This is a genomic window from Polaromonas sp. Polasp52 (assembly GCF_059491565.1).
In genome coordinates, this window is the sequence record NZ_CP168513.1 from 4,768,933 (window position 1) to 4,794,635 (window position 25,703).

Annotated in this window: 24 protein-coding genes; 10 read left to right on the forward strand and 14 right to left on the reverse strand. The window is 64.7% G+C overall.

Annotated features, from left to right (window positions below; translation table 11 throughout):
* Positions 1–6 precede the first annotated feature (6 nt).
* The 3 genes from ACEN9P_RS22345 to ACEN9P_RS22355 form a co-directional block, all read right to left on the reverse strand.
* A complete protein-coding gene (locus ACEN9P_RS22345; RefSeq protein ID WP_007872449.1) occupies positions 7–732 on the reverse strand; it encodes a Crp/Fnr family transcriptional regulator in 726 nt (241 codons plus the stop codon).
* Positions 733–882: 150 nt separating this feature from the next.
* Positions 883–1,662 carry an oxepin-CoA hydrolase, alternative type gene (locus ACEN9P_RS22350; protein WP_007872452.1) on the reverse strand — a complete coding sequence of 260 codons (780 nt, stop codon included), beginning with the start codon at positions 1,660–1,662 and terminating at the stop codon, positions 883–885.
* 147 nt (positions 1,663–1,809) lie between these two features.
* A complete protein-coding gene (locus tag ACEN9P_RS22355; RefSeq protein ID WP_495620495.1) occupies positions 1,810–3,330 on the reverse strand; it encodes a 3-hydroxyacyl-CoA dehydrogenase in 1,521 nt (506 codons plus the stop codon).
* A gap of 57 nt (positions 3,331–3,387) precedes the next feature.
* Between ACEN9P_RS22355 and ACEN9P_RS22360 the strand changes: the two genes are divergently transcribed.
* Entirely contained in the window at positions 3,388–5,442 is a 2,055-nt protein-coding gene (locus ACEN9P_RS22360) for a hypothetical protein (RefSeq protein ID WP_495620496.1), read from the forward strand.
* Between the two features lie 31 nt (positions 5,443–5,473).
* Here ACEN9P_RS22360 and ACEN9P_RS22365 read toward each other — a convergent pair whose 3' ends face one another.
* The 3 genes from ACEN9P_RS22365 to lexA all read right to left on the reverse strand — a co-directional run bounded on the left by ACEN9P_RS22365 (position 5,474) and on the right by lexA (position 7,854).
* Positions 5,474–6,481 (reverse strand): D-2-hydroxyacid dehydrogenase family protein, encoded by a 1,008-nt coding sequence (locus ACEN9P_RS22365; protein ID WP_477661756.1) that lies wholly within the window; start codon positions 6,479–6,481, stop codon positions 5,474–5,476.
* Positions 6,482–6,648: 167 nt separating this feature from the next.
* Positions 6,649–7,017, reverse strand: coding sequence for a hypothetical protein (locus ACEN9P_RS22370; protein ID WP_495620497.1), 369 nt, complete (start codon positions 7,015–7,017; stop codon positions 6,649–6,651).
* A 132-nt stretch (positions 7,018–7,149) separates the two neighbouring features.
* Complete coding sequence (gene lexA / locus ACEN9P_RS22375) at positions 7,150–7,854, reverse strand: transcriptional repressor LexA (RefSeq protein ID WP_007872461.1); 705 nt, start codon at positions 7,852–7,854, stop codon at positions 7,150–7,152.
* A gap of 130 nt (positions 7,855–7,984) precedes the next feature.
* Between lexA and ACEN9P_RS22380 the strand changes: the two genes are divergently transcribed.
* Both ACEN9P_RS22380 and ACEN9P_RS22385 read left to right on the forward strand, forming a co-directional pair.
* On the forward strand, positions 7,985–8,929 hold the full coding sequence (locus ACEN9P_RS22380) for an asparaginase (RefSeq protein ID WP_495620498.1): 945 nt from the start codon (positions 7,985–7,987) through the stop codon (positions 8,927–8,929).
* Between the two features lie 72 nt (positions 8,930–9,001).
* Entirely contained in the window at positions 9,002–10,678 is a 1,677-nt protein-coding gene (locus ACEN9P_RS22385) for a M14 family zinc carboxypeptidase (protein WP_495620499.1), read from the forward strand.
* A 55-nt stretch (positions 10,679–10,733) separates the two neighbouring features.
* Here ACEN9P_RS22385 and adk read toward each other — a convergent pair whose 3' ends face one another.
* The 6 genes from adk to ACEN9P_RS22415 all read right to left on the reverse strand — a co-directional run bounded on the left by adk (position 10,734) and on the right by ACEN9P_RS22415 (position 14,643).
* Entirely contained in the window at positions 10,734–11,390 is a 657-nt protein-coding gene (gene adk, locus ACEN9P_RS22390) for an adenylate kinase (protein WP_413330465.1), read from the reverse strand.
* A 191-nt stretch (positions 11,391–11,581) separates the two neighbouring features.
* Positions 11,582–12,340: a 3-deoxy-manno-octulosonate cytidylyltransferase gene (kdsB, locus tag ACEN9P_RS22395; protein ID WP_477661760.1), complete on the reverse strand. Its 759-nt coding sequence runs from the start codon at positions 12,338–12,340 to the stop codon at positions 11,582–11,584.
* Complete coding sequence (locus ACEN9P_RS22400; protein ID WP_007872480.1) at positions 12,337–12,519, reverse strand: Trm112 family protein; 183 nt, start codon at positions 12,517–12,519, stop codon at positions 12,337–12,339. The genes kdsB and ACEN9P_RS22400 overlap by 4 nt, the downstream gene beginning before the upstream one ends.
* On the reverse strand, positions 12,500–13,492 hold the full coding sequence (gene lpxK / locus ACEN9P_RS22405; RefSeq protein WP_495622219.1) for a tetraacyldisaccharide 4'-kinase: 993 nt from the start codon (positions 13,490–13,492) through the stop codon (positions 12,500–12,502). The genes ACEN9P_RS22400 and lpxK overlap by 20 nt, the downstream gene beginning before the upstream one ends.
* 87 nt (positions 13,493–13,579) lie before the next feature.
* Positions 13,580–14,008: an ExbD/TolR family protein gene (locus tag ACEN9P_RS22410; RefSeq protein WP_495620500.1), complete on the reverse strand. Its 429-nt coding sequence runs from the start codon at positions 14,006–14,008 to the stop codon at positions 13,580–13,582.
* Positions 14,005–14,643 (reverse strand): MotA/TolQ/ExbB proton channel family protein, encoded by a 639-nt coding sequence (locus tag ACEN9P_RS22415; protein ID WP_477661761.1) that lies wholly within the window; start codon positions 14,641–14,643, stop codon positions 14,005–14,007. Before ACEN9P_RS22415 ends, ACEN9P_RS22410 begins: the two co-directional genes overlap by 4 nt.
* Positions 14,644–14,987: 344 nt before the next feature.
* Here ACEN9P_RS22415 and xseA point away from each other — a divergent pair, with 344 nt between their 5' ends.
* Positions 14,988–16,307, forward strand: coding sequence for an exodeoxyribonuclease VII large subunit (xseA, locus tag ACEN9P_RS22420; RefSeq protein WP_495620501.1), 1,320 nt, complete (start codon positions 14,988–14,990; stop codon positions 16,305–16,307).
* A gap of 81 nt (positions 16,308–16,388) precedes the next feature.
* Positions 16,389–16,970 (forward strand): Fe-Mn family superoxide dismutase, encoded by a 582-nt coding sequence (locus tag ACEN9P_RS22425; RefSeq protein WP_007872493.1) that lies wholly within the window; start codon positions 16,389–16,391, stop codon positions 16,968–16,970.
* Between the two features lie 78 nt (positions 16,971–17,048).
* Here ACEN9P_RS22425 and ACEN9P_RS22430 read toward each other — a convergent pair whose 3' ends face one another.
* Both ACEN9P_RS22430 and ACEN9P_RS22435 read right to left on the reverse strand, forming a co-directional pair.
* On the reverse strand, positions 17,049–17,543 hold the full coding sequence (locus ACEN9P_RS22430) for a DUF192 domain-containing protein (RefSeq protein WP_495620502.1): 495 nt from the start codon (positions 17,541–17,543) through the stop codon (positions 17,049–17,051).
* A 95-nt stretch (positions 17,544–17,638) separates the two neighbouring features.
* The gene (locus ACEN9P_RS22435; protein WP_477661764.1) at positions 17,639–17,962 is read right to left on the reverse strand and encodes a cell envelope biogenesis protein TolA; all 324 of its coding nucleotides are present in this window, start codon (positions 17,960–17,962) and stop codon (positions 17,639–17,641) included.
* Between the two features lie 205 nt (positions 17,963–18,167).
* On the opposite strand from ACEN9P_RS22435, the gene icd reads away from it, so the two are divergent.
* The 5 genes from icd to sbcB all read left to right on the forward strand — a co-directional run bounded on the left by icd (position 18,168) and on the right by sbcB (position 25,421).
* Positions 18,168–19,421: an NADP-dependent isocitrate dehydrogenase gene (icd, locus tag ACEN9P_RS22440; RefSeq protein ID WP_413330455.1), complete on the forward strand. Its 1,254-nt coding sequence runs from the start codon at positions 18,168–18,170 to the stop codon at positions 19,419–19,421.
* A 160-nt stretch (positions 19,422–19,581) separates the two neighbouring features.
* The gene (clpS, locus tag ACEN9P_RS22445) at positions 19,582–19,959 is read left to right on the forward strand and encodes an ATP-dependent Clp protease adapter ClpS (RefSeq protein ID WP_477714569.1); all 378 of its coding nucleotides are present in this window, start codon (positions 19,582–19,584) and stop codon (positions 19,957–19,959) included.
* 69 nt (positions 19,960–20,028) lie between these two features.
* Positions 20,029–22,365 (forward strand): ATP-dependent Clp protease ATP-binding subunit ClpA, encoded by a 2,337-nt coding sequence (gene clpA, locus ACEN9P_RS22450; RefSeq protein WP_007872500.1) that lies wholly within the window; start codon positions 20,029–20,031, stop codon positions 22,363–22,365.
* A 109-nt stretch (positions 22,366–22,474) separates the two neighbouring features.
* Complete coding sequence (gene cls / locus ACEN9P_RS22455) at positions 22,475–23,932, forward strand: cardiolipin synthase (protein ID WP_495620503.1); 1,458 nt, start codon at positions 22,475–22,477, stop codon at positions 23,930–23,932.
* Positions 23,933–23,951: 19 nt separating this feature from the next.
* Complete coding sequence (gene sbcB, locus ACEN9P_RS22460; RefSeq protein WP_495620504.1) at positions 23,952–25,421, forward strand: exodeoxyribonuclease I; 1,470 nt, start codon at positions 23,952–23,954, stop codon at positions 25,419–25,421.
* Positions 25,422–25,703 lie beyond the last annotated feature (282 nt).

The window sequence follows — 25,703 nt, forward strand, 5'->3', positions numbered from 1 at the left end:
GTGTGTTTATTTTTCGATTTCGGCTTCGGAAATGCGCATCAAGGCTTGCCGGTTGCGCACCACCAGGCCGCCCGGCTCTATGCGTATGGCTTCCTCGCGCTCCATGGCCTTGAGTTCCTGGTTCACGCGCTGGCGCGAGGCGCCCAGCAACTGGGCCAGTTCCTCCTGTGCCAGCTGCAGGCCTATGCGCACTTCGCCGCCATCCGCCAGGCTGGGCACGCCGTAGCTGCGCACCAGGTGCAGCAGCTGCTTGGCCAGGCGCGCGCGCAGGGGCAGGGTGTTGAGGTCTTCCACCAGGCCGAAGAGCTGGCGTATGCGGCGCGCATGCAGGCGCAGCAGGGCTTCGTAGAGCTCGACGTGCTGGCTTAATATCTTGCGCAGGTCGGCGCGCGAGACGCACAGCAGCGTGGTCTCGCCATGGGCATAGGAGTCGTGGGTGCGCCGCTCGCCGTCGAAGATCGCCACGTCGCCGACCCAGAGGCCGGGCTCCACATAGGTCAGGGTCACCTGCTTGCCCGAAATCGAGGTCGAGCTCACGCGAATGGCACCGCGCGCGCAGGAGATCCATTCTTCCGGCACATCGCCGCGGGCGCTGATGAGTTCGCCGTCTTTGTAGCGTTTGACGTAGGCGCATCGGAATATGTCGTGCCTCAGGGATGGGGACAGGGATGAAAACCAGCGGCCGTTGTTGATGGCCTCTCGTTCCTCTATCGTAAGAATGGGATCGTCCATGGTCTGTCTTTTGAGTGACTAACAAGACGTCCATTGTCGCTTGAGGGACCCGTCCGGCGCCAGCGGGCTGTCGCATGGGTGTCGCCCGGCGAGTGCCGGGGAGTGGCTGGGCCGGGCGGCCTGCGACCGGCCTGCCCGCAAAAGGCCTGCCTAGCGGTAGTGCGGCGTGCGCTTGTTCAGGAAGGCGTCTATGCCTTCGCCGGCATTGGCATCGTGCAGGTTGCGCACGAAGTGGTCCTGCTCGCGGGCCAGCTGCTGGTTCAGCGTGTTGCCGGCCGCTTCGTTGATGAGCTCCTTGATGCTGGCCAGCGCGTTGGGCGCGCGCGCATTGAGGCTTTCGGCCAGTTCCCGGGCCTGGGCCAGGGCTTCGCCGGGGGCTGTGACCCGGTTCACCAGGCCGAAGTCATGCAGCCGGCGCGCCCCTATGCGTTCGCCGTTCATCAGCAGTTCGCTGGCCAGCGCGCGCGGCAGGGCGCGCGCCAGCGCCCAGCTGCCGCCGCCGTCGGGCGACAGCGCCACGGTGCTGTAGGACATCACAAACACGGCGTTGTCGGCCGCCACCACAAAATCACAGGCCAGCACCAGCGAAAAACCGGCGCCGGCGGCCGCGCCTTCCACGGCGGCGATCACCGGCTTGGGGTAGGTGCGAATCGAGTCAATCCAGTTGTGCAGGCCTTCTATGCTCTGCGCCTGCACCTCGGGCGCCTCGCGGCGGTTGGCCTCCAGCCGCTGCAGGTTGCCGCCCGCGCAGAAAATCGCGCCTTCGCCGGTGATGACCACGCTGCGGATGTCGGGATTGTTCTCGGCGGCGTTCAGGGCTTCAATGCCGGCGGCATAAATGTCGGGCCCCAGGGCGTTCCTGAACTCCGGGTTGCTGATCGTCAGGATAAGGGTCTGGCCCTCGCTGGTACTCTTGATTGCGCCTGCCATGTCACTTGTTCCAATGCGAAAGAAGGGGTAGCTGGAGAGCGGATTCCCACGTCAGTGGGGGCCGCGGAACTGGCTTCGCCAGGCCGCAGGCGCCGCCCCCTCGAGGGGGGAAGGTGCTACACGAAGTGAGCATCCGACGGGGGTGTTTCATTCTTCCTGATGCATGAGGCTAAGCCCGATGGCGCCGCGGCGGCGCAGCCAGGGGGAGGGGCGGTAGCGCTGGTCGCCGTAAACGGTTTGCATGTTGAACAGCACTTCCAGCACATTGGTGGGGCCGTAACGGTCGCCCATGGCCAGTGGGCCCAGGGGGTAACCGAGCCCAAGCGTCACGGCGGTTTCCAGGTCTTTCGGGCTGCAGATGCCCTGCTGGCAGATGTCGCTGGCGATGTTGACGATGGTGGCCACCACGCGCTGGGTGACGAAGCCGCCGCTGTCGCGGATCACGCTGACCGCCTTGCCGTCGCGGGCGAAGAGGGCGTGCGCGGCGTCGCGCATGTCGCTGCGTGTGGCCGGGTTGGTGGCCAGCACGCGGCGCTTGGTGGCCGCGTCGTCGATCAGCATGTCGATGCCGACGGTGCGGGCCGGGTCCAGGCGCTCGACCACGGCGACCGTGGTGATGTCAAAGCCCAGCGGCGCCACCAGCGTCAGGGCCTGCGGCGAGGCGGAGGCGCCGGTTTCGATTTTGGCGCCCAGGTTCTTGAGCAGCTGCAGCAGTTCAGCGCGGCGCGAGGCACGGGGCGAGACCCAGACCGGCGGGAGTTCGGTGACCTGGGGAGGCGCGGGTTCGGCGGGCACCTGCATGGCGCCGTCCGCGTAGCGGTAAAAGCCTTCACCGGTTTTGCGGCCCAGCATGCCGCCGGCCAGGCGCTGCGCGGTGATCACGCTGGGGCGGTAGCGCGCCTCTTCGTAGTACTGGTGGTAAATCGACTCCATCACCGGATGGGAGACGTCGAGCGCGGTCAGGTCCATGAGCTCAAAGGGGCCCAGCTTGAAGCCGGCCTGGTCGCGCAGGATACGGTCTATGGTGGCGAAATCGGCGACGCCTTCGCTGACGATGCGCAGCGCTTCGGTGCCGTAGCCCCGGCCCGCGTGGTTGACGATGAAGCCGGGCGTGTCCTGCGCCTGCACGGGCGTATGGCCCATTTGCCGGGCGTATTGGCTCAGGCCCTCGCACACGCCGGGGCTGGTTTTCAGGCCCGCGATCACCTCGACCACCTTCATCAGCGGAACCGGGTTGAAGAAGTGAAAACCGGCCAGGCGTTCGGGGTGCTTGAGCGCCGCCGCGATGGCGGTCACGGAAAGCGAAGAGGTGTTGCTGGCCAGTACCGTTTGCGCGGGCACCAGGGCCTCCAGTTCGGCGAACAGCGCGCGCTTGACATCCAGGCGCTCGACGACGGCCTCGACGACAAGGTCGCAGCCCGCGAGATCGGCCAGAGTGCCGGCGAGCACCAGGCGGTCCTTGTGCGCGGCGGCCGTTGCGGCTTCGAGGCGGCCTTTTTCAACCAGCTTGTCCCATTGGGCGCAGATGGCTTCGCGCGCTTTTTCGGCGGCGCCCGCTTGCGCGTCCATCAGCCTGACGGTGCTGCCGGCCTGCGCGGCGATCTGGGCAATGCCGCGTCCCATCGCGCCAGTGCCAACTATTCCCACATTTGCAAAATTTACTTTCATGGCCGAATTATGGCTGAGCGTCTTCAGCGAAGGCGCGTGGCAAAATTCGCCCACCCCATGAAATCCGCCGAGAAGTCTCTGAAATGCCTGCTTGGCGCTTTGTTGATGGTGCTTGCCGCCAGCACGCTGGCCGCGTCCCTGGGCCGCGTGCGCGGTGCGGCCATCGTGGGCGGTCCGCTCGACGTCACGCTGAGCGCGCAACTGGAAGGCACCGAAAACCCATCCTCCGTCTGCCTGTCGGCCGAGGTGTTTTTCGGCGACAGCCAGATTTCCCCCGACAAGGTACGCACCTCGATCTCGCCGGGCGCCGGTGCCGGCGAAGTCCTGGTCCGTATCCGCACGACTGTCGTGCTCGATGAGCCGGTCGTGACGCTGTACGCGCGTGAGGGCTGCCTGCAGAAAAATTCGCGCAAATATGTGTTGCTGGCCGAGATGCTGGGCGACAACAGCGTCCCGGTACCCTCGACACTCGCGCAAGCGGCGGCTGTTGCGGCGGCGGGTACGGCGGCACCATCCCTAGCCGGGACGTCGAAGGCCAAGCCGCAAACCCGCACCAGCACCGCGATGGCCTCTTCTTTGGCCATGCCACCGGCCCGCACGGCTGGCAAACAGGCACCAAAACAGGCACCACCCCCAGCGCCGGTGCGCAAACCGGGGCCACGCCTGCAACTGGCCCCCATAGACCTGGCCGCCGAACGCGACCCCGTGCTTCGCGCATCGCCCGAGTTGCTGACCCTGCCTTCCGCCGATGCCCAGCAACGAGCCTCCGCGGCCGCACTGTGGCAGGCGCTTAACGCCCAGCCGCAAGACATGGCGCGTGACAGCCAGCGGCTCAAGTCCCTGGAATCCGACGTGGCCGCGATGCTGGCGCAAAGCCGCAAAACGGAATTGGCCGTGACGGACCTGCGCGGCCAGCTGGAGCAGGCGCGCCAGGAGCGCTACAGCAACTGGCTGGTGTATGCCCTGGGTGCCGTTTTGCTGCTCGCGTTGCTGGCGGCCGGCTTTTTCTGGCGGCGCGATCGCCAGCACGCGCTGCGTCTGAGCCACTGGTGGGACAAGGAAGCCGGCCAGGGCAAGCCCAGCGGTTTTACGGATGAGACGGGGCCGGCCTCCCGGTCCGCCGGCCTTGCGCCTGCGCCTATGCCGGCGGTGGACCTGGATCTGGATGCGCTTCAATTTGAAAGCACGCGCAAGCTGCCCGCATCCAGGCCGGCTGAGCCCGTGGACCGTCCCGAATTCCTGCCCAGCCTGGGCGGTTTGAGCGGCATGCCCCGCATCGTCAATGCCGAAGAGCTGTTCGATGTCCAGCAGCAGGCGGATTTTTTCGTCTCGCTGGGCCATCCCGACAAGGCTGTGGATGTGCTGCGCCTGCACATCATGGACAACGTGGAAACCAGCGCGCTGGTCTATCTGGACCTGTTCGACCTCTACCACAGCCTGGGCCGCAAGGACGACTACGACGCGCTGCGCAAGGACTTCCACCGCATGTTCAATGCCCAGGTGCCCGCCTTCGACGACTATGCGATGGACACGCACGGCCTGGAGTATTACGTGGCGGCCCTCTCGCGCATCGAGTCGCTGTGGCCCACACCCAAGGTGCTGGATGTGCTGGAAGAGTCGATCTTTCGCAAACCGGATTCGCGCAGCGAGGTTTTCAGCCTTGCAGCCTACCGTGAGCTGCTGCTGCTTCACTCCATCGCCAAGAAGATTGTTACCCGGCCCGCCGAGTCCGGGGAGGGCGCCGGTGCGCCAGTACCCAGGATGCCCAGCCTGACTGCCGCCCTGCCGCAGGCGAGCAGCTTTGGCCCGACCAACATCCTGCCCCTGTCCGCCCGCTTGCAGGAGGCGCCGCCGCCGCTTCCGGTTGCGCTTCCGGTCGCCGGGGCTGGCGCTTTTTCCACGGAAATTGCGCCAAGCCTGGACTTGACGCGGCCACCCGTTTCACCGAGGCTGGGGCTGGACATTGACCTGAGCCAGGAGGAATCCGGCGACGCCCTTGCGCCGCTGCCTGCCATCGCCATGATGGACATGGCGCCCGAAGCCGGCGATTTCAGCAACCTCATCGAGTTCGACCTCGACGCGCCGCCCTCCAGGCCGGGCCCCAAAGCCTAGTTCGGCCCCGCCTCAGGGGAAATACACCGCCTCAGCGCCGCACTTGCAGGGCGCCGGGATTGACGATGTTGGTGGGCGTGCCCTTGATGAAATTGACGACGTTGTCGAAAGCTGCGCCGAAGTACATCTCATAGCTGTCTTGCTCCACATAGCCGATGTGCGGCGTGCAGATGCAGTTTTCGAGGCGAAGCAGGGCGTGGCCCTGCAGGATGGGCTCGGATTCAAACACGTCGATGGCCGCCAGGCCGGGGCGGCCGCGGTTGAGCGAGGCAATCAGCGCCTCGGGCTCTATCAGTTCGGCGCGCGAGGTGTTGACCAGCAAGGAGGTGGTTTTCATGCGTGACAGGTCTTCCAGCGTGACGATGCCGCGGGTTTCATCGTGCAGGCGCAGGTGCAGGCTCAGCACATCGCTTTGTTCGAAAAACTCGGCTTTGCTGCCGGCGACTTCGTAGCCGTCGGCCTGGGCCCGTTCGCGCGAGGCCTCGCGGCCCCAGATGATGACCCGCATGCCGAAAGCCCGGCCGTAGCCGGCGACGATTTGCCCGATCTTTCCGTAGCTCCACACGCCCAGGGTCTTGCCCTTGAGGACGGAGCCTATGCCGAAATTAGGGGGCATGGAGGCCGACTTGAGGCCGGCCTGTTGCCAGGCGCCGTGCTTGAGGTGGGCCACGTAATGGGGGATGCGGCGCATGGCTGCCATGACCAGGGCCCAGGTCAGTTCGGCCGGTGCCGTGGGTGAACCGGTGCCTTCGGCCACCGCGATGCCGCGCTCGGTGCAGGCCGCGACGTCGATGTGGCCTCCGACACGGCCGGTCTGCACGATCAGCTTGAGTTTGGGCAGTTTTTCAATGACCTGCCGGCTGAGCTGGGTCCGTTCCCGGATGAGGACGATGACGTCGGCATCCTTGAGCCGGACGGACAACTGGCCTATGCCTTTGACAGTGTTGGTATAGACCTTGGCGGGGTAAGCCTCCAATTTGGCAGCGCAGTTCAGTTTTCGCACTGCGTCCTGGTAGTCGTCGAGGATCACAATATTCATGCCGATATTGTGCCTGCAAGATTTTTCTTGCTTGCGGGAAGGGCTACCCGAACAGGCTCATTTTGTATCGCCAGGAAACCTGCTACGGTATTTCAGCCTGGCGGTAGCGCACTGCGCGGGCTCATGGGCCTTTGCCGCAGGGGGCGAGTGTGGGCCGGGCTTGCTGTTTACTGCAGCGCGGCTTCGCGCTGGGCCATGCGCTCAAGCTCCGCGCAGACGTCGGCCATGCGGCCCGAGATAACCATGCGGCCGGCGCAGGCCGGGCCGACATTGGCGTCGAATTCGCGCACGACGCGCAGGCGGCTGGGCGCAGGGCGCTTGGGCATGGCCTTGCCGGCCGGGGTGGTTTCGCGCGGGGCCGTTGCGGCACCCGAAGAAAAAGGCAATGCCAGCTGGCCGCTTGCGCGCTGGACACGTGCAGGGGCGCCATACCGGCCGGACCTGGTTTGCGCGGGCACAAACCAGGCAGCCAGCGCCTGCGCGGGGGCCAGCAGGATGGACAGAAGGGGTGAATGTGAAAAACTGACGATTCCCATGATGAACTCCTGTATGAGAGAGGTTTACACAGGCAGGATTTCGGACCGGCGAGAGGCCGGCAGGGCCGCCGCACCAGGGTGTTGGCCAGAAAGCCAAACGCCCGCCACCTGGTGCATGGCCGATTGGATGGCTTACATCAGCATGGTGTTGCGTATCAAACCGACGGCCAGGCCTTCGAGTTCAAACGGTTCACCGGGTTCGACCACGATGGTCTTGAAGTCGGGGTTTTCGGGCAAGAGCTCGATCAAGTTCTTGTTGCGGCGAAAGCGCTTGACGGTAACTTCATCACCGAGGCGGGCCACGACGATCTGGCCGTTCTTGGCTTCCTTGGCCTGTTTGACGGCCAGCAGGTCGCCGTCCATGATGCCGACGTCGCGCATGCTCATGCCGCGAACCTTGAGCAGGTAATCGGGCTGGCGCTGGAACAGGCCGCTTTCAAAATAATAGGTTTGTTCGATATGTTCCTGCGCGAGAATCGGGCTGCCAGCAGCAACCCGCCCTACCAGAGGTAGGGCGAGTTGGGCCAGGCTTTGCAACGGCAGGGAAAACTGTTTGGTGCGCGATTCGTTGATGGAGCGCAGGGTGTCGCCGCGCAGGCGTATGCCGCGGGAGGTGCCACTGACGAGTTCAATGACACCTTTGCGGGCCAATGCCTGCAGGTGTTCTTCGGCGGCATTGGCGGACTTGAAACCCAGTTCGTTGGCGATTTCGGCGCGGGTGGGTGGTGCGCCGGTGCGCGCGATGGCGCTCTGGATCAGTTCCAGGATTTGTTGCTGGCGCGCCGTGAGCTTGGGACCTTCGGAGGGAAAATGCGGGAAATCGGCGAGGATGCTCATGGCGGGACTCCTTGGTTCTTCAGTCAGGTCAAGAGGCCGGGGCTGTCACCCGTTTAGCCGTATCGACCTGTTTTAATATCCAGTACCTGTATTTTCATCCAGTTTTTAAAAGATTGCAAGATCACTTTCCATGCATCCTCAAAATATTGTGATTCTGGGCACCGGCGGCACGATTGCCGGCCGGGCCGCCAGCGTGTCGGACAACATCGGCTACACCGCCGCCCAGGTGGGCGTTGAAGAGCTGCTGGCCGCGATTCCGGCCCTGGCGCAAGCCGGTTCAGTGCTTACCGAGCAGGTGGCCCAGGTCGACAGCAAGGACATGACTTTCGCCGTATGGGCCAAATTGGCCGCACGCGTCAGCCATTACCTGGCGCAGCCCGATGTCCAGGGCATCGTCATCACGCACGGCACCGATACGCTCGAAGAGACCGCTTTTTTCCTGCAAGCGCTGCTGGCGCCGGCCAAACCCGTGGTGCTGACCTGCGCGATGCGTCCGGCCACGGCGCTGGTGCCCGACGGGCCGCAAAACCTGCTCGACGCCGTGGCCGTGGCGCGCCACGCGGGGGCGCAGGGGGTGGTCGCGGTATGCGCCGGCGTCATCCACGGCGCGGCGGATGTGCAGAAGGTGCATACCTATAAGCTCGATCCTTTCAGTTCGGGCGACGCCGGCCCCATAGGCTACGTGGAGGAGGGCCAATTGAGGCTGCTGCGCGGCTGGCCGCAAGCCGAAGCGGCGCGCGCGCAAGCCGCCGCCAAAAGCATTGCCGCCCTGGGCGGCGCCGTGCCCCGTGTCGAAATCATCATGAACCATGCCGGCGCCGGCGGCGCCATCGTGCAGGCTTTGCAGGCGCAGGGCGTGCAAGGCCTGGTGGTGGCCGGAACCGGTAACGGCAGCCTGCACCATGAGCTGCAGGCCGCCTTGCTCAAGGCCCAGGCTGACGGCGTCAAGGTGGTTCGCGCCAGCCGCTGCGCCGCAGGGCGGGTGCTGCCCACCCCGGCTGACGCGATTCCGGATTCGGAAGGCCTGAGCCCGGTCAAGGCCCGCGTGAGCCTGATCCTGCAGTTGCTGGCCTGAATCTCTCCGGGACTGGCTGCGCAGGCGCGCCGGCCCCGAACTTCCATTCCTTTTTGACCTCGCGGACACCCCATGCAAACCCCGTATGAACTCGGCAACCAGAACCAGACCACCACCTGGGAGGCCTGCATCCGGTTTTATGAGGCGCTGGCCCGGCGCTGCCCGACCGTGTTGCAGTTCTCGCAGATTGGCACTTCCGACGCCGGCGTGCCCATCCATGCCGGCATCGTCAGCGCCGACGGCGTGTTTGACCGTGAGCGGATCCGGCAGGCGGGGCGTGCCGTATTCTTCAACAACAATGGCATACATCCCGGCGAGCCCGAGGGCATAGACGCCTGCATGGCGCTGGTGCGCGACCTGTGCCTGGAACCCGAACGCCTGGCTGCGATGGGCACGGCGGTCTACCTCTTCATCCCGGTCTACAACGTCGACGGCAGCTGCAACCGCGGCGACGCCAGCCGCGTCAACCAGGACGGGCCCGAGTCCTTCGGCTTTCGCGGCAACAGCCTGCATCTGGACCTGAACCGGGATTTCATCAAATGCGACAGCCTCAACGCGCAGCTGTTCAATCGCTTCTTCACGGCCTGGGACCCGGACGTGATGGTCGACACCCATACCTCCAACGGCGCGGACTACAGCTACACCATGACGCTGATCCATACCCAGGCCGACAAGCTGGGCGGCGGCCTGGGCGCTTTCCTGCGGGACAGCATGCTGCCGGTGATCTACCGCGGCATGGAGGAGCGCGGCTGGCCGACCTGCCCCTATGTGAACCCGGTGCAGGTGAGCCCGGACCAGGGGATTGCCGACTTCCTGGAGGTGCCGCGCTTTTCGACCGGCTACGCGGCGCTGAACCACACCATAGGTTTTATGCCCGAGACCCACATGCTCAAGCCGTTCAGGGACCGCTATGAGTCCATGCGCGCGCTGCTGGATGTGACCTTGGCTTTTACGGTGGCCAACGCGCCGCAGATCCAGGCGCTGCGGCGGCAGGCCCGGCAGGCGGCGGTCGGCAAGACCCTTTGGCCGGTGCGCTGGAAAGTCGATGAAACCCGCCGCTCACGCCTGCGCTTCAAAGGCTACGCCGCAGTGCACTCGCCCAGCCTGCTGGGCAATTACCAGCGCCTGGCCTACGACAGGGACCAGCCCTGGGAGCGCGAGATCGATTACTTCACCCACTTTGCCGAGGAGGCCGTTGTGCGCGCGCCGCGGGCCTACGTGATCCCGCAGGCCTGGCGCGCGGTGGTCGAGCGCCTGGACTGGAACGGCGTGCGCATGGAGCGTATCGCCGCTGCCCGCACGGTGCAGGCCCAGGTCAGCCGCATCCAGGCCGTGCAGAGCCGGCCCGGCGCCTATGAGGGCCATATGTTCCACGATGAGATCACGCTGGAAACCAGTCTGCAGGCTGTGGAATTGCAGGCCGGCGACTGGTGGGTGCCTTTGGACCAGGACAAGGCGCGTTATGCCGTCGAAACCCTGGAGCCGCAGGCGCACGACAGCTTTTTCCGCTGGGGATTTTTCAACAGCATCCTCGAAAAGAAGGAGCACTTCTCGGACTATGTGTTTGAAGACATGGCGCTGCAGCTGCTCAAGGACGAGCCCGAGCTGCGCGCGCGCTTCGAGCAGTGGAAGGCCGCCAACCCGCAGCTGCTGTCCGACCCGAAACAGGTGCTGGGCTTTATCTTCGAGAACTGCGCGCGTTATGCCGAGCCGCAATGGCGGCGCTACCCGGTGCTGTCGATTTTTTGAAGTGCCATGAAAAAAGCCGTCGCGAGGACGGCTTTTTTGTGGGCCCGCAAGCTGCTTAAGCGGACAGGGCCTCGAAAGCCCGGGCCGTGATCTGGTCGACCGTGCCCATGCCGCTGATGGCGCGGTATTTGGGCGCCGCATCGGGCGCGACCTTGGCCCAGCTCGAGTAGTAGTCCACCAGCGGGCGGGTCTGGGCGCTGTAGACCTCCAGCCGCTTGCGCACGGTTTCTTCCTTGTCGTCTTCGCGCTGGATCAGCGGCTCGCCGGTCACGTCGTCCTTGCCCTCGACCTTGGGCGGGTTGAACTTGACGTGGTAGGTGCGGCCCGAGGCCGGGTGCGAACGGCGTCCGCTCATGCGCTCGATGATGGCCTCGAAGGGCACGTCGATCTCCAGCACGTAATCGAGCCTCACGCCGGCCGATTTCATCGCGTCAGCCTGCGGGATGGTGCGCGGAAAACCGTCGAACAGAAAGCCTTTGGCGCAATCGGCCTGGGCGATGCGTTCCTTGACCAGGTTGATGATCAGGTCGTCGCTGACCAGCGCGCCGGCATCCATGATTTTTTTGGCTTCGATGCCCAGGGGCGTGCCGGCCTTGACGGCCGCGCGCAGCATGTCGCCGGTGGAAATCTGGGGGATGCCGTACTTCTGGCAGATGAAGGTCGCTTGCGTCCCCTTGCCCGCGCCAGGCGCGCCCAACAATATCAGTCTCATGGATGTCCTCGGATTTTATGAATTCGTGAAGTCAGCCCCAGGCCGGCGCGCCGGTCACCCGCTGGGGTTGCTTGGCAGATGTGAAGGGCTGCCAGCACGTCCTGCAGGCCTTCCACTTGCGTTTTTCCCAAGGATAGCACGCACCCCTGACAGCAACTTACAGGGCGGGGCTTTGCCGGCAGGGCGCGGGCTCAGGAAAACAGCTTGCGGGCGCGGTCCAGGTCTTCGGCCGTGTCCACACCCGGGCCTGGCGCGTCGTCGGTGATGTGCACCGCGATACGGTGGCCGTGCCACAGGGCGCGCAGCTGTTCCAGCTGCTCCAGCTGCTCCAGCGGCGCCTGGGGAAGGCGGGGAAACTCGCGCAGAAAGCCCACGCGGTAACCGTAAATGCCGACGTGGCGAAGCGGCTTGGGCAGCTTGCTGCCGGCTTCCCACCAGGCTTTGCCGGCGAAGTCGCGGCCAGCGGGGATGGGTGAGCGGCTGAAGTAAAGCGCGGTGTGGCGGGCGTCCAGCACCACCTTGACCACGTTGGGGTTCTGCAGGTCCGTCAACTGGTCAATGGAATGCGCGGCGGTGCTCATGGCACAGTCGGGCCGCTCATTGAGCAGGCGCGCCACCGCGTTGATCAGCGCCGGGTCTATCAGCGGCTCGTCCCCCTGGACGTTGACCACGATGTCCCCGTCCGCCAGGCCCAGCACGCCGCAGGCCTCGGCCAGCCGGTCGCTGCCGCTGGGATGGTCGGCGCGGGTCAGCACGGCCGTGACACCGAAGGCCGCGCATTTTTCAACGATTTCGTCGCTGTCGGTCGCCACCACGGTGCGCAGGGCAGCGCTTTGCATGGCGCGCTGGGCCACGCGCACGACCATGGGCGCGCCGCCTATGTCGGCCAGGGGTTTGTTGGGCAGGCGGGTGGAGGCCAGCCGGGCCGGGATCAGGACAGTAAAGCTCACAGGCCGAGCTCTTCGTCTGTCAGGGTACGCGCTTCATTCTCGAGCAGCACCGGCAGGCCGTCGCGCACGGGGTAAGCCAGCCGGGCGCTGCGGGAGACGAGCTCCTGTTTTTCCCGGTCGTAGTCGAGCGGGCCTTTGGTCACGGGGCAGACCAGCAGTTCAAGCAATTTGGTGTCCATGCGTCGATGGTAATGGAGAAAGCCGGGGCGCCAGCAGCGCGTCAAAGGCGGCGAAGAAGGCCGGTTCAGGCGAAAACACCAGCGGCACGGCCAGCAGGTCCAGCCCGGCAGCGGCAGGCAGGGCAAACAGCTTGACGGCGTCTTTTTCGGTGCACAGCACGGTGCGTCCCTGCAGCCCGGCCAGGTCCGCTTCGCTGAACTGATGGTGGTCGGGCAGGGCGATGCAGGCTTCCAGCATCAGGCCGCGGTCCCTGAGCATGCTGAAAAACGCCTGCGGGTTGGCGATGCCCGCCAGCGCGGTGACCGGCCGGCCGCGCAAGCCGTCCAGCGCCACCTGCCCGCCACCGGCCGACCAGGCCTCGCCGGCCAGTTGCCGGCTGGATTGGAAGCCGTCGAAGGCGGGGCGCTGTCCGGTGTGCAGCACCAGGTCCAGGCCTTGCCGCTTGCGCGCGGGCCAGGGTTCGCGCAGCGGGCCCGCCGGCAGCAGCCAGCCATTGCCCGTGCCGCGGTCGTCAAATGCGGCGATCTCGATGTCGCGCTTCAGGGCGTAATGCTGCAGGCCGTCATCGCAGATCACCACGGCGGTTTCGGGATGGGCGGCGAGCAAGGCCCGCAGGGCTTGCGCGCGCTGCCTGGCGACAAATACCGGCGCGCCGGTGAGCCGGTGGATCAGGGCCGGCTCGTCGCCCGTTTGCGCGGGCGGCGCGGCGGGCGTGACTTCCATGCAGTCGGAAGCTGTACGCCCATAGCCGCGCGACACCACACCCACCGCCACCCGCTGCGCCTGCAAGTGCCTGACCAGGGCGATCACCAGGGGGGTTTTGCCGGCGCCGCCGGCAATCACATTGCCGACCACCACGACGGGAACCCTGAAGCGCTCGGAGCGCAGGATGCCGCGGCGGTACAGCGCACGGCGCAGGCGCGCCAGCAGGCCGTAGCACTGCGCCAGCGGCCAGAGCAGGCATGCCAGCATTCCACGGCTGAGCCAGGCGTTTTGCAGAAGTTGTTTCACGGCCGTTTCGCGGGGAAGGGCGGCTGTCGGGGCCGGAAAAGCCGGGGCTTATTTCGCCCCGGCCATCGCGGCACTTTGGGTGGCAAAGGTGATTTGCGTCAGGCCCTGGCGGCGCGCCGCCTCCATGACGGTGATGACCGCCTGGTGCGTGGCGCTGGCATCGGCGCTGATGATGATGACGCTTTCCTTGCCGGCCTTGGCCGCCTCGGTCAGCGCGGCGCCCAGCGCCTCTATGCCCCGGCCTTCGACCAGGCTCTTGTTGACCATGTAGCGGCCGTCGCTGCTCACGGCGACGATGACTTCCTTGGGATAGTCGCGCTGCTGCTCGGCATCGGCCACCGGCAGCTTGACCTGCAGCTCGGTGAACTTGCTGTAGGTGGTGGACAGCATCAGGAAGATCAGCACCACGAGCAGCACGTCGATGAAGGGGATCAGGTTGATCTCCGGTTCATCGTGGGGATGCGGGCGGAAGTTCATTTGCGCAGGGTGTTGAGGTGGCGCACGAAGCGCTCGGCGGCCAGTTCCATGGTCAGCAGGTAGCCATCCACGCGGGCCCGGAAGTAGCGCCAGAAGATCAGCGCCGGAATCGCCACCATCAGGCCGAAAGCCGTGTTGTAGAGGGCGATCGAAATACCCTGCGCGAGCTGCGCCGGGTTACCGCCGCCGGCACCGCTGACACCACCGCCGCCGCCCTGGGAGCCGAAAATTTCAATCATGCCGATCACTGTGCCCAGCAGGCCCAGCAGCGGCGCGGCGGAGGCGATGGTCGCCAGGGCCGCCAGGTAGCGCTCCAGCTTGTGCGCCGCCTGGCGCCCGGCGCCTTCCAGGATGGAGCGCAGGTCGTCCTCGCTGATGCGCGGGTTGGTGTTCAGCGCGCGAAAGCCGCTGGCCAGCACTTCGCCGAGCACCGAGTTCTGTTCGAGCTGCGCCACGACATCGGGCGAAGGAATGGAAGCGCGGGAAACGGTGATGGCTTCGTCAAGCAGTTTGGGAGGGGCGACTTTACGGATTTTGAGGCTGGTGAAACGCTCGATAACCAGGGCAAGAGCCAAGACGGAACAGGCAACCAAGGGCCAAATCGGCCAGCCTGCGGCTTGTATGATCGAAAACAATGCACATCTCCAAGCAGATAATTTGTGGTGGATTATGGCTTACAGATACTGCAGCGCCGCATGGCGCGCGGCACATCACTCACGAATGTTTTCAAGATGCTGTTTTTGTCGGACATAGCCCACAGAACTTGTGGATAACTTTGTGAGCAAGTAAGGGCGATGCGCCCGCCAAGCCGCGCCAAATCGCGGATATGACAGAACGATGAAAATTTGAGCAGAATTAAGTTATTCAAAATCAATGAGTTACACGAATTTATCGCGTCATCCGCAGGAAACAGGGCCTCGCGCCCACGCAGGACGTCGCTCTGTGGAGTACTACCCTCAGGAAATCAAGGGGTTTAGCCATGTTTGAGCCAGCCGCGCGTTCCGAGAGGCCTTTTCCGGCGGGACGCGAGGCCGGTGTGCGTATCTGGCCTGTGGGCTCCTTGCTGCGCGCGATTGCCGACAGCCTGGAAGCGCGTTTCAACCCGGTCGCCGTGCAGGGCGAAATCAGCGGCTTTTCGCGCGCCGCCAGCGGGCACTGCTACTTTTCCCTCAAGGATGAACAAGGCCAGATTCGCTGCGCCATGTTTCGCCGCGCGGCCGGCTTGCTCGATTTCGCCCCGCGCGACGGCCAACTGGTGGAGCTGCGAGGCCGCCTGGGCGTGTACGAGCCGCGCGGTGAACTGCAGCTGGTGGTGGAGTCCATGCGGCAGGCCGGCCAGGGCAACCTGTTCGAGCAATTCCTGCAGCTCAAGGCCAAACTGGAGGCCGAGGGCCTTTTCGACCCGGGCCGCAAGCGCCCCTTGCCCCAGCTGCCGCGCGCGATAGGCCTGGTCACTTCGCTGGGCGCCGCGGCCCTGCACGACGTGGCGACCGCGCTGCAGCGGCGCGTGCCGCACATTCCCGTGGTGATTTACCCGGCCAGCGTGCAAGGCGGGCAGGCCGCGGGCGAATTGCGCGAGGCCTTGCACAAGGCCTATCAGAGGCGTGGCCAGGACCGGGTGGACGTGCTGCTGCTGGTGCGCGGCGGCGGCGCGATGGAAGACCTGTGGGCCTTCAACGACGAACAGCTCGCGCGGGCCATCGTGGCTTCGCCGGTGCCGGTCATCAGCGGCGTGGGCCATGAAACCGATTTCACGATTGCCGATTTTTGCGCCGACGTGCGGGCACCGACGCCCACTGCCGCGGCCGAGCTGTGCGCGCAGCCGCAAAGCCTCTGGCTCAGCGCGCTGGATCTCGCCGGCTCGCGCCTGCAAAACGGCGTGGACCGGCAGCTGCAGTCGCACAACCAGCGGCTGGACTGGGCCGCGTCCCGGGTCAGCCGGCCCTCCCACCTGGTGACGCGCCAGCATGCGCGGCTGGCCGGCTTGGGGCAGGGCCTGAACCATGCGGTGCGCTCGGCCCTGCAGCATGAGCGGCTCAGGCTTCAATCCCTGGTGGGCGACTTTCCGCGCGAGGTGCAAGGAAACCTGCTGCGCGGCCGCCAACGCCTGGAGCGCGCGCAGCTGCGGCTGGAACTGCTGGATCCCAAGCTGGTCCTCCAGCGAGGTTATGCCTGGCTGGCCGACCTGCAGGGGCAACCAATCACCAGCCCGGGAGACACGCACGAAGGCCAGCCCGTGCGCGCTACCCTTGCCGGCGGCGAGGTCGATTTGACCGTCACGGCGCGCCGGCTGATTTAGTTTTTACAATGGCCCGGACAGCGTTTCACAAGCGCGTTCAAACCGTTCAACAACAGTTTATTCATCACCACGAGGAAAATCATGGAACACAAGCTCCCACCACTCCCTTACCCGATCGACGCATTGGCGCCGCATTACAGCCAGGAAGCCTTTGAGTACCACCATGGCAAACACCACAACGCCTATGTGGTGAACCTCAACAACCTGCAAAAAGGCACCGAGTTCGAGTCCATGACACTCGAAGAGATCGTCAAAAAATCCAGCGGCGGCGTCTACAACAACGCGGCCCAGATCTGGAATCACACCTTTTTCTGGAGCTGCATGAAGCCCGCCGGCGGCGGTGAACCCGGCGGCGCGCTGGCCGCGGCCATCAACGCCAAGTTCGGCTCTTACGCCGCTTTCAAGGAAGCCTTCGTCAAATCCGCCGTGGGCAATTTCGGCTCCGGCTGGACCTGGCTGGTCAAGAAAGCCGACGGCACCGTGGATATCGTCAACACCGGCCCGGCCGGCACCCCGCTGACCACCGCCGACAAGGCCTTGCTGACGGTGGACGTCTGGGAACACGCCTACTACATCGACTACCGCAACCTGCGCCCCAAGTTCGTGGAAACCTTCCTGTCCAACCTGGTCAACTGGAGCTTCGCCGAAGCCAACTTCGCCTGATTGGGGTTTGCGGCGCATCCAGCGCCCGCAAAAAAGCCGGCTTGAAGCCGGCTTTTTTGTTTTGGGCGAACGGAAAAATCAGCGCCTGGCCTCAAAAAAGGGGCCGCCCAGCTTGCTGCCGGCCTTGATGCCTTTTTTGGCGAACCAGCCCTTGTTCATTTCCAGCACATAGCGCACCGGCTGGGCCGAGCAGTGGGCGTCCGTGGTCTGCGGCTTCATGTCGGCCAGGTTCACGATGGTGCCGTCGTCCGCCACAAAGGCCGCCGTCAGGGGCAGCACGGTGTTTTTCATCCAGAAGCATTGCTGACTGGGCTGTTCGAACACGAAAATCATGCCTTCCTGCTGCGGCATCTCCTTGCGGAACATCAGTCCGATTTGCCGCTGCTCGGGCGTGAGGGCCACCTGTGCATCAATCAGGTGCATGCCGGCCGACAGCTTGACGCGCTGCAGGTTCATCTGCGGGCCGTCCTGGGACCAGGCGCACAGCGGGGAGAGCAGGGCGGCCAGGGCAAAAGTGCCGGCCAGGACCCGAAATGCCTTGCCCAAAGAGAAGGCGCCAGGGGTTGAAAACATAGAATCACCACGCATGAAGTTGACCTGCCAGCATAAACGACGCGCATAAAAAATGCCCGCACGCGGCGGGCATTTTGACCGAAGTCACCAGGAAATTACTTCTTGGCTTCAGTCTTCTTGGCGGCAGCGGCTTCAGCCTTTGCCTTCTTGGCTGCAGCAGCTTCGGCTTTCTTGGCGGCCTTGGCTTCAGCTTTTGCTTTCTTTTCAGCAGCGGCTTTTTCCTTCTTGGCGGCAGCAGCGGCAGCTTTTTCTTCTTTGGTGGGCTTTGCTGGCTTGGCAGCGGGAGCGGCGGATGCTGCGGGAGCAGCAGCGGGTGCGGCTGCGGCGGCAGGAGCGGAAGCAGGCTTGGCAGCGGGAGCTTGTGCGTAGGCACCAACGGCGAAGAGGCCAGCGATCAGAGCAGCGAGGATTTTGTTCATTTGGAATTTCCTTGAAAACGTTATTGGAAAAAATACCCCGAACTTCTCGGAGGCCCTTCCGTAACGGAGCCCCTTCACCGGCCGTTGACACAAGCCCCCAAATTCTTTTCCCCCCTGGATTTACGGCTAGAATTTAGGGGTTTTTACCTAACCTGCTACACGGCGTACCTATCCTCGCCACAGCGCCCACCGGAGACTTTCCTACATGTACCAGCACATCAAAGTGCCTTCCCAAGGCAAAAAAATCACTGTCAACGCCGACAACTCCCTGAATGTGCCTGACGAACCCGTCATTCCGTTCATCGAGGGCGACGGCACCGGCGCCGACATCACGCCGGTCATGTTGAAAGTGGTCGATGCTGCTGTTGCCAAGGCTTATGGCGGCAAGAAAAAGATCCACTGGATGGAAGTCTATGCCGGCGAAAAGTCCACCAAGGTCTACGGCCCCGACGTGTGGCTGCCTGAGGAAACCCTGCACGCCGTGCGCGACTACGTCGTCTCGATCAAGGGCCCGCTGACGACGCCCGTGGGCGGCGGCATCCGCAGCCTGAACGTCGCGCTGCGCCAGGAACTGGACCTCTACGTCTGCCTGCGCCCCATCCAGTACTTCGCGGGCGTTCCTTCCCCCGTCAAAGAGCCGCAGAAGACCAACATGGTCATCTTCCGTGAAAACTCGGAAGACATCTACGCCGGCATCGAGTTCGAATCCGGCAGCGACAAGGCCAAAAAACTCATCAAGTTCCTGCAGGACGAGATGGGCGTCAAGAAGATCCGCTTCCCGAACACCTCCGGCATCGGCATCAAGCCGGTTTCCAGCGAAGGCACCGAGCGCCTGGTGCGCAAGGCCATCCAGTACGCCATCGACAACGACAAGCCCAGCGTGACCATCGTGCACAAGGGCAACATCATGAAATTCACCGAAGGCGGCTTCCGTGACTGGGCTTACGCCCTGGCCAAGAAGGAATTCGGCGCGGTGGAAATCGACGGCGGCCCATGGATGAAGTTCAAGAACCCGAAAACCGGCAAGGAAATCACGGTCAAGGACAGCATCGCCGACGCCTTCCTGCAGCAGATCCTGCTGCGCCCCGCTGAATACAGCGTGATCGCCACCCTGAACCTGAACGGTGACTACGTCTCCGACGCGCTGGCGGCCCAGGTCGGCGGCATCGGCATCGCCCCCGGCGCCAACCTGAGCGACACCGTCGCGATGTTTGAAGCCACCCACGGCACGGCGCCCAAGTACGCCGGCAAGGACTACGTCAACCCCGGCTCCGAGATCCTCTCGGCCGAGATGATGCTGCGCCACATGGGCTGGACCCAGGCCGCCGACCTGATCATCAGCTCGATGGAAAAATCCATCGAGTCCAAGAAGGTCACCTATGACTTCGCGCGCCTCATGGAAGGCGCGACCCAGGTCAGCTGCTCCGGTTTCGGCCAGGTCATGATCGACCACATGTAAAGCGGGCCCAGCCCTCTATTTTGAAGCCGCCCGGGAGCAATCCCGAGGCGGTTTTTTCATGTCCGCGAAATAAGCAAAAAATCACGCTTGAATGTCGCGTTCCCGCCACCAATTTCCCTATCAGGCGCACTGGGCTATATCGGTGGCTAGAATGAATTCCATGGCAACCAAGTCTCCCAAATCCCCCAGTACCCCGGCGCAACCCCAGGTACCCGCCGTCAGGCCGGACAACGGCGCCGGAGGGGATTCGGTCGTGCTGGAGCGCCGGCCGCAAAAAACCAAGCCGCCGCAGATGTACCAGGTGGTGCTGCTCAACGACGACTACACCCCCATGGAGTTCGTGGTGGTGGTGATCCAGGAGTTTTTCAACAAGGACCGGGAAACCGCCACCCAGATCATGCTGAAGATTCACCTGGACGGCAAAGGCGTCTGCGGGGTCTTCTCCAAGGATGTGGCCGCCACCAAGGTCGACCAGGTCACCGAGGCCGCGCGCAAGAACGGCCATCCGCTGCAGTGTGTCAGCGAGCCCATTGAATAATCGCGAATCCGGCCAATATTTGAACTATCAGTCAGTTAAGTTAACCCAAGCAAGCCGAAAGGAAGATCAATGATTGCCCAGGAATTAGAAGTCAGCTTGCATATGGCGTTTGTCGAGGCGCGCCAGCAGCGCCACGAGTTCATCACCGTCGAGCACCTCCTGCTTGCCTTGCTGGACAACCCCAGTGCCGCGGAAGTGCTGCGCGCATGCTCCGCCAACGTGGATGATCTGCGCAAGTCGCTTGCCAACTTCATCAAGGACAACACCCCGCAGGTCGCCGGGACCGACGACGTCGACACGCAGCCCACGCTGGGCTTTCAGCGCGTGATCCAGCGCGCCATCATGCACGTGCAGTCCACCGGCAACGGCAAGAAGGAAGTCACCGGCGCCAATGTGCTGGTCGCCATCTTCGGCGAAAAAGACTCGCACGCCGTGTATTACCTCCACCAGCAGGGCGTCACCCGCCTGGACGTGGTGAATTTCATCGCCCACGGCATCAAGAAGAGCGACCCACCCGAGCCCGCCAAGGCCGGCGAGAGCGCGGCCGAGAACGAAGAGGGCGGCGAGAAGAATGAAAAAGCCTCTCCGCTCGAGCAGTTCACCGTCAACCTGAACCAGCTCGCCAAGGACGGCAAGATCGACCCGCTGATCGGCCGCCAGTACGAGGTCGAGCGCGTCATCCAGATCCTCTGCCGCCGCCGCAAGAACAACCCGCTGCTGGTCGGCGAGGCCGGCGTGGGCAAGACCGCCATCGCCGAGGGCCTGGCCTGGCGCATCACGCAGAAAGACGTGCCCGAGATCCTGGCCGAAGCCAATGTCTACTCGCTGGACATGGGCGCCTTGCTCGCGGGCACCAAGTACCGCGGCGACTTCGAGCAGCGCCTGAAGGGCGTGCTCAAGGCGCTGAAGGACAAGCCCAACGGCATCCTCTTTATCGACGAAATCCACACCCTGATCGGTGCCGGTGCGGCCTCGGGCGGCACGCTGGACGCGTCCAACCTGCTCAAGCCCGCGCTCAGCTCGGGCCAGCTCAAGTGCATAGGCGCGACCACCTTCACCGAATACCGCGGCATCTTCGAAAAAGACGCGGCCCTGTCGCGCCGCTTCCAGAAGGTCGACGTGGTCGAGCCGACCGTGCAGGAAACCGTCGACATCCTCAAGGGCCTGAAGTCGCGCTTTGAAGAGCACCACAGCGTCAAGTACGCCGTGGCCGCCTTGCAGGCCGCGGCCGAGCTCAGCGCCAAGTACATCAACGACCGCCACCTGCCCGACAAGGCGATTGACGTCATCGATGAAGCCGGCGCCGCCCAGCGCATCCTGCCCGCGTCCAAGCGCAAGAAGATCATCAGCAAGGCCGAGGTCGAGGAGATCGTGGCCAAGATCGCGCGCATCCCGCCGGCCAACGTGTCCAACGACGACCGCGGCAAGCTCAAGACGCTGGAGCGCGACCTCAAAAGCGTGGTGTTCGGCCAGGACAAGGCACTCGACGTGCTCGCGTCCGCCGTCAAGATGGCGCGCTCGGGCCTGGGCAAGGACGACAAGCCGATCGGCTCCTTCCTGTTCTCCGGCCCCACGGGCGTCGGCAAGACGGAAGCCGCCAAGCAGCTGGCCTACATCATGGGCATCGAGCTGATCCGCTTCGACATGTCCGAGTACATGGAGCGCCATGCCGTGAGCCGCCTGATAGGCGCGCCCCCGGGCTATGTCGGTTTCGACCAGGGTGGCCTGCTGACCGAGGCCATCACCAAGAAGCCGCATGCCGTGCTGCTGCTCGACGAGATCGAGAAGGCGCACCCGGACATCTTCAACGTGCTGCTGCAGGTCATGGACCACGGCACGCTGACGGACAACAACGGGCGCAAGGCCGATTTCCGCAATGTCATCATCGTCATGACCACCAACGCCGGTGCCGAGACGATGAACAAGGCGACCATCGGCTTTACCAACCCGCGCGAGTCCGGCGACGAGATGGCTGACATCAAGCGCCTGTTCACGCCCGAGTTCCGCAACCGCCTGGACGCGACCGTGAGCTTCAAGGCGCTCGACGAAGCCGTCATCCTGCGCGTGGTCGACAAGTTCCTGCTGCAGCTCGAGACCCAGCTGGCCGAGAAGAAGGTCGAAGTCACCTTCACCGATACGCTGCGCAAGTACCTCGGCAAGAAGGGCTTTGACCCGCTGATGGGCGCGCGCCCCATGCAGCGCCTGATCCAGGACACGATTCGCCGCGCCCTGGCCGACGAACTGCTGTTCGGCCGCCTGATAGACGGCGGGCGCCTGACCGTCGACATGAAAGTGACGGCCGACGAAAAAGGCGTGGAAACGGGCGAAGTCGAGCTCGACATCCAGCCTTTGCCCAAGAAAGAGGGCAAGGCCAAGCCTGAAGCCGAGGCGGCGGAAACCAACTGAAGCAAACCCGGGCGTCGAATTCCCGGCACCCATCCAAAAGGCCGGTAGCATCACGCTATCGGCCTTTTTTCATGTCCGCCAGCGCCGCCAACCCTTTCAGTCCCCCGCCTTGACGCTCCCCGAACTCAGCTCCGAATGGAAAACCGGCCTTTCCCTGGCCTGGAGCCTTTACATCGCGGTGCTGTCCATCTGGATCGTGATGCAAAAGCGCGCCCCGGTGTCCACCATGAGCTGGATACTGTCGCTGGCCCTGCTGCCTTTCGCGGGCTTTGTCATTTATTACTTCCTCGGGCCCCAGCGCCTGAAAAAACAGCGCCTCAAGCGCCTGCGCAGCCGCGCCGGCGAGCGCGCGGGCGCGGACCTGGCCCTGCTGCGCGAGGCCGCCGCAAAAGCGCCCGCGGCCCTGCGGCAGATGGCGGCGCTGGGCACCGCCGCCTGCGGCTTGCCGGTGTCCAGCGCGACCTCGGTCAAGCTGCTCTCGGGCGGCGTGCGCACCTTTGACAGCATCTTCAAGGCCGTGCGCGGCGCGCGCGACCACGTCCACCTCGAGTACTACATCTTCGAGCCCGACCAGATAGGCACCCTGCTGCGCGACCTGCTGGTGGAAAAAGCCGGGCAGGGCGTCACCGTGTGCCTGCTGGTCGACGCGCTGGGCTCCAAGCGCCTGGGCAGCAAGTTCCTGGCGCCGCTGCTGGCCGCCGGCGGGCAGGTCGCGTTTTTCCACGACACCCGCATAGGACGGCGGCTGCGCCCCGTGACCAACTACCGCACCCACCGCAAGATCGTGGTCTGCGACGGCAGCATAGGCTTTACCGGCGGCGTCAACATCACCGACGAGGAAGACCGGCGCGCCCGCCGCGACGCCTACCATGACGTGCACCTGCGCATAGAAGGCAGCGCCGTGCGCTGGCTGCAGACCACCTTCCTCGAAGACTGGGCCTACACCACCGGCGAGCCGCTCAAAGGGGGGCAGCGCGACCTGCCGCAGCTGCTGCCGCAGCTGCAGCCCGGGGCCGAGGCCGGCGACATCCCGGTGCAAATCGTCACCAGTGGGCCCGACACCACGCTGGAGCCCATACACCGCATGCAGGTCGCGGCCATCAACGCCTCCACCCAGCGCGCCTGGCTGACCACACCGTACTTCGTGCCCGGCGAGCCGGCCCTGATGGCGCTCACCAGCGCCGCACTGCGCGGTGTCGACGTGCGACTGCTGCTGCCGCGCCGCAGCGACAGCTTTATCGTCAGCGCCGCCGCGCGTTCCTATTACGACGAGCTGGTCGCCGCCGGCGTCCAGGTCTGGGAATACAAGGCCCGCATGCTGCACTCCAAGACCCTGGTGGTCGACGACAACTGCGCCATGGCCGGCACCGCCAACTTCGACAACCGGAGCTTTCGCCTGAACTTCGAGGTCATGGCGGTGGTCTACGGCCCGGCGCTGGCCGGGCCGCTGGCCGAGCAGTTTGAAACCGACCTGCGCAGCGCAGCCGCCGTGCGCGCCCACAGGCCGCAGCGTTTCCTGATGCGGCTGGCCGACGCCACGGCGCGGCTGTTCTCCCCCTTGCTTTAAACCCTTTCCGAGACGCTCCATGGCCTCCCACACCTTTCTCTGGCACGACTACGAGACCTTCGGCATCAACCCGCGGCGCGACCGGCCCGCGCAGTTCGCCGGCATACGCACCGACGCCGAGCTCAATGAAATCGGCGAGCCGCTGATGCTCTACTGCAAGCCCGCCAGCGATTACCTGCCGGATCCGGAGTCCTGCCTGCTCACCGGCATCACGCCCCAGCTGTGCCTGGAGCGCGGCGTCGCCGAGTATGAATTCGCCGCCCGCATCGAGGCCGTGCTGGCCCAGCCCGGCACCATAGGCGTTGGCTACAACACCATACGTTTTGACGATGAAGTCACGCGCCACCTGTTCTGGCGCAACCTGATAGACCCTTATGCGCGCGAGTGGCAGAACGACTGCGGCCGCTGGGACCTGCTGGACGTGGTGCGCATGGCCTACGCCCTGCGGCCCGAAGGCATTGCCTGGCCGCGCAAGCCCGATGAGCGTTTTCCGGACGACCCCAAGGTGACCCGCCCCAGCTTCAAGCTTGAAGACCTGGCCCGCGCCAATGGCTTGATGCACGATGCGGCGCATGACGCGCTGTCCGACGTGCGCGCCACCATCGCGCTGGCGCGGCTGATACGCCAGGCCCAGCCCAAGCTTTTCGACTTTGCCCTGAGCCTGCACAAAAAGGACAGGGTCGCCGCCGAACTCGGCCTGCCCACCAGCCCGCAGACGGCCCAGCCTTTTTTGCACATCTCCGGCATGTTCCCGCCCGAGCGCGGCTGCCTGGCCGTCATGTGGCCGCTGGCCACGCACCCGACCAACAAGAACGAGCTGCTGGCCTGGGACTTGTCACAAGACCCCGCCGAGCTGCCGCTGCTGGACGTCGCCACGCTGCGCCAGCGCCTGTTCAGCCGCTCCGCCGACCTGCCCGAGGGCGTGCAGCGCCTGCCCATCAAGTCGGTCCACCTCAACAAGTCGCCCATGGTGGTGCGCAAGCTCGCCACCTTGACGCCCGAGATGGCGGCCCAGTGGGGCGTGGACATTCCTGCGGCCCTGCGCAACGCCGAAAAAGCCGCAGGCCTGCCCGACATGAGTGCCATCTGGCCCGAGGTCTTCCAGCGCCCCAAGGAGGGTACGCCCGACGTCGACGAAGACCTTTATGGCGGTTTTGTCGGCAACGCCGACCGGCGCCGCCTGAACCAGCTGCGCGCGCTGTCGCCCGCCGAACTGGCCCATAGCCGCACCGGCTTTGACGACGACCGGCTCGAGGAAATACTGTTCCGCTACCGCGCCCGCAATTTTCCCGAGACCCTGTCGCCTGAAGACGCCGAACGCTGGGAGGCGCACCGGGTCGCCTGGCTGCTCGAAGGCGAGGGTGGGGCGCGGAATGTGGATGCGCTGTTTGCCCGGATTGATGTTTTGTCGGAGACGGCGGATGAGCGCGGCGAGGAAATATTGGGCGCGCTCTATGAATATGCGGAATTTGTAGCGCCTGAAGTTTAGGTGCCGGGTCTTGCGCCGGCGGGCGCGCTTCCTTTGTGTTCTTTGCTGAGACCTGCTGGCCGGGGGTTGCCCGGCGGCAAGTAACTTTCTTTTGCTTCGCCAAAAGAAAGTCACCAAAGAAAAGGCGACCCGCAGTCTGGGTCCCCTGCGCTTCGCTACGGGGCAACCTGCGGTGCTCGAGCCAAGCGGGGTCCGGCTAAACTCGCCTTCGGCTCAGACAACGCCGGCCCTGATCCGCTTGTCTCTGCGCTCCTCGGCCCAGCCAGGACGGGGCAATCGGGA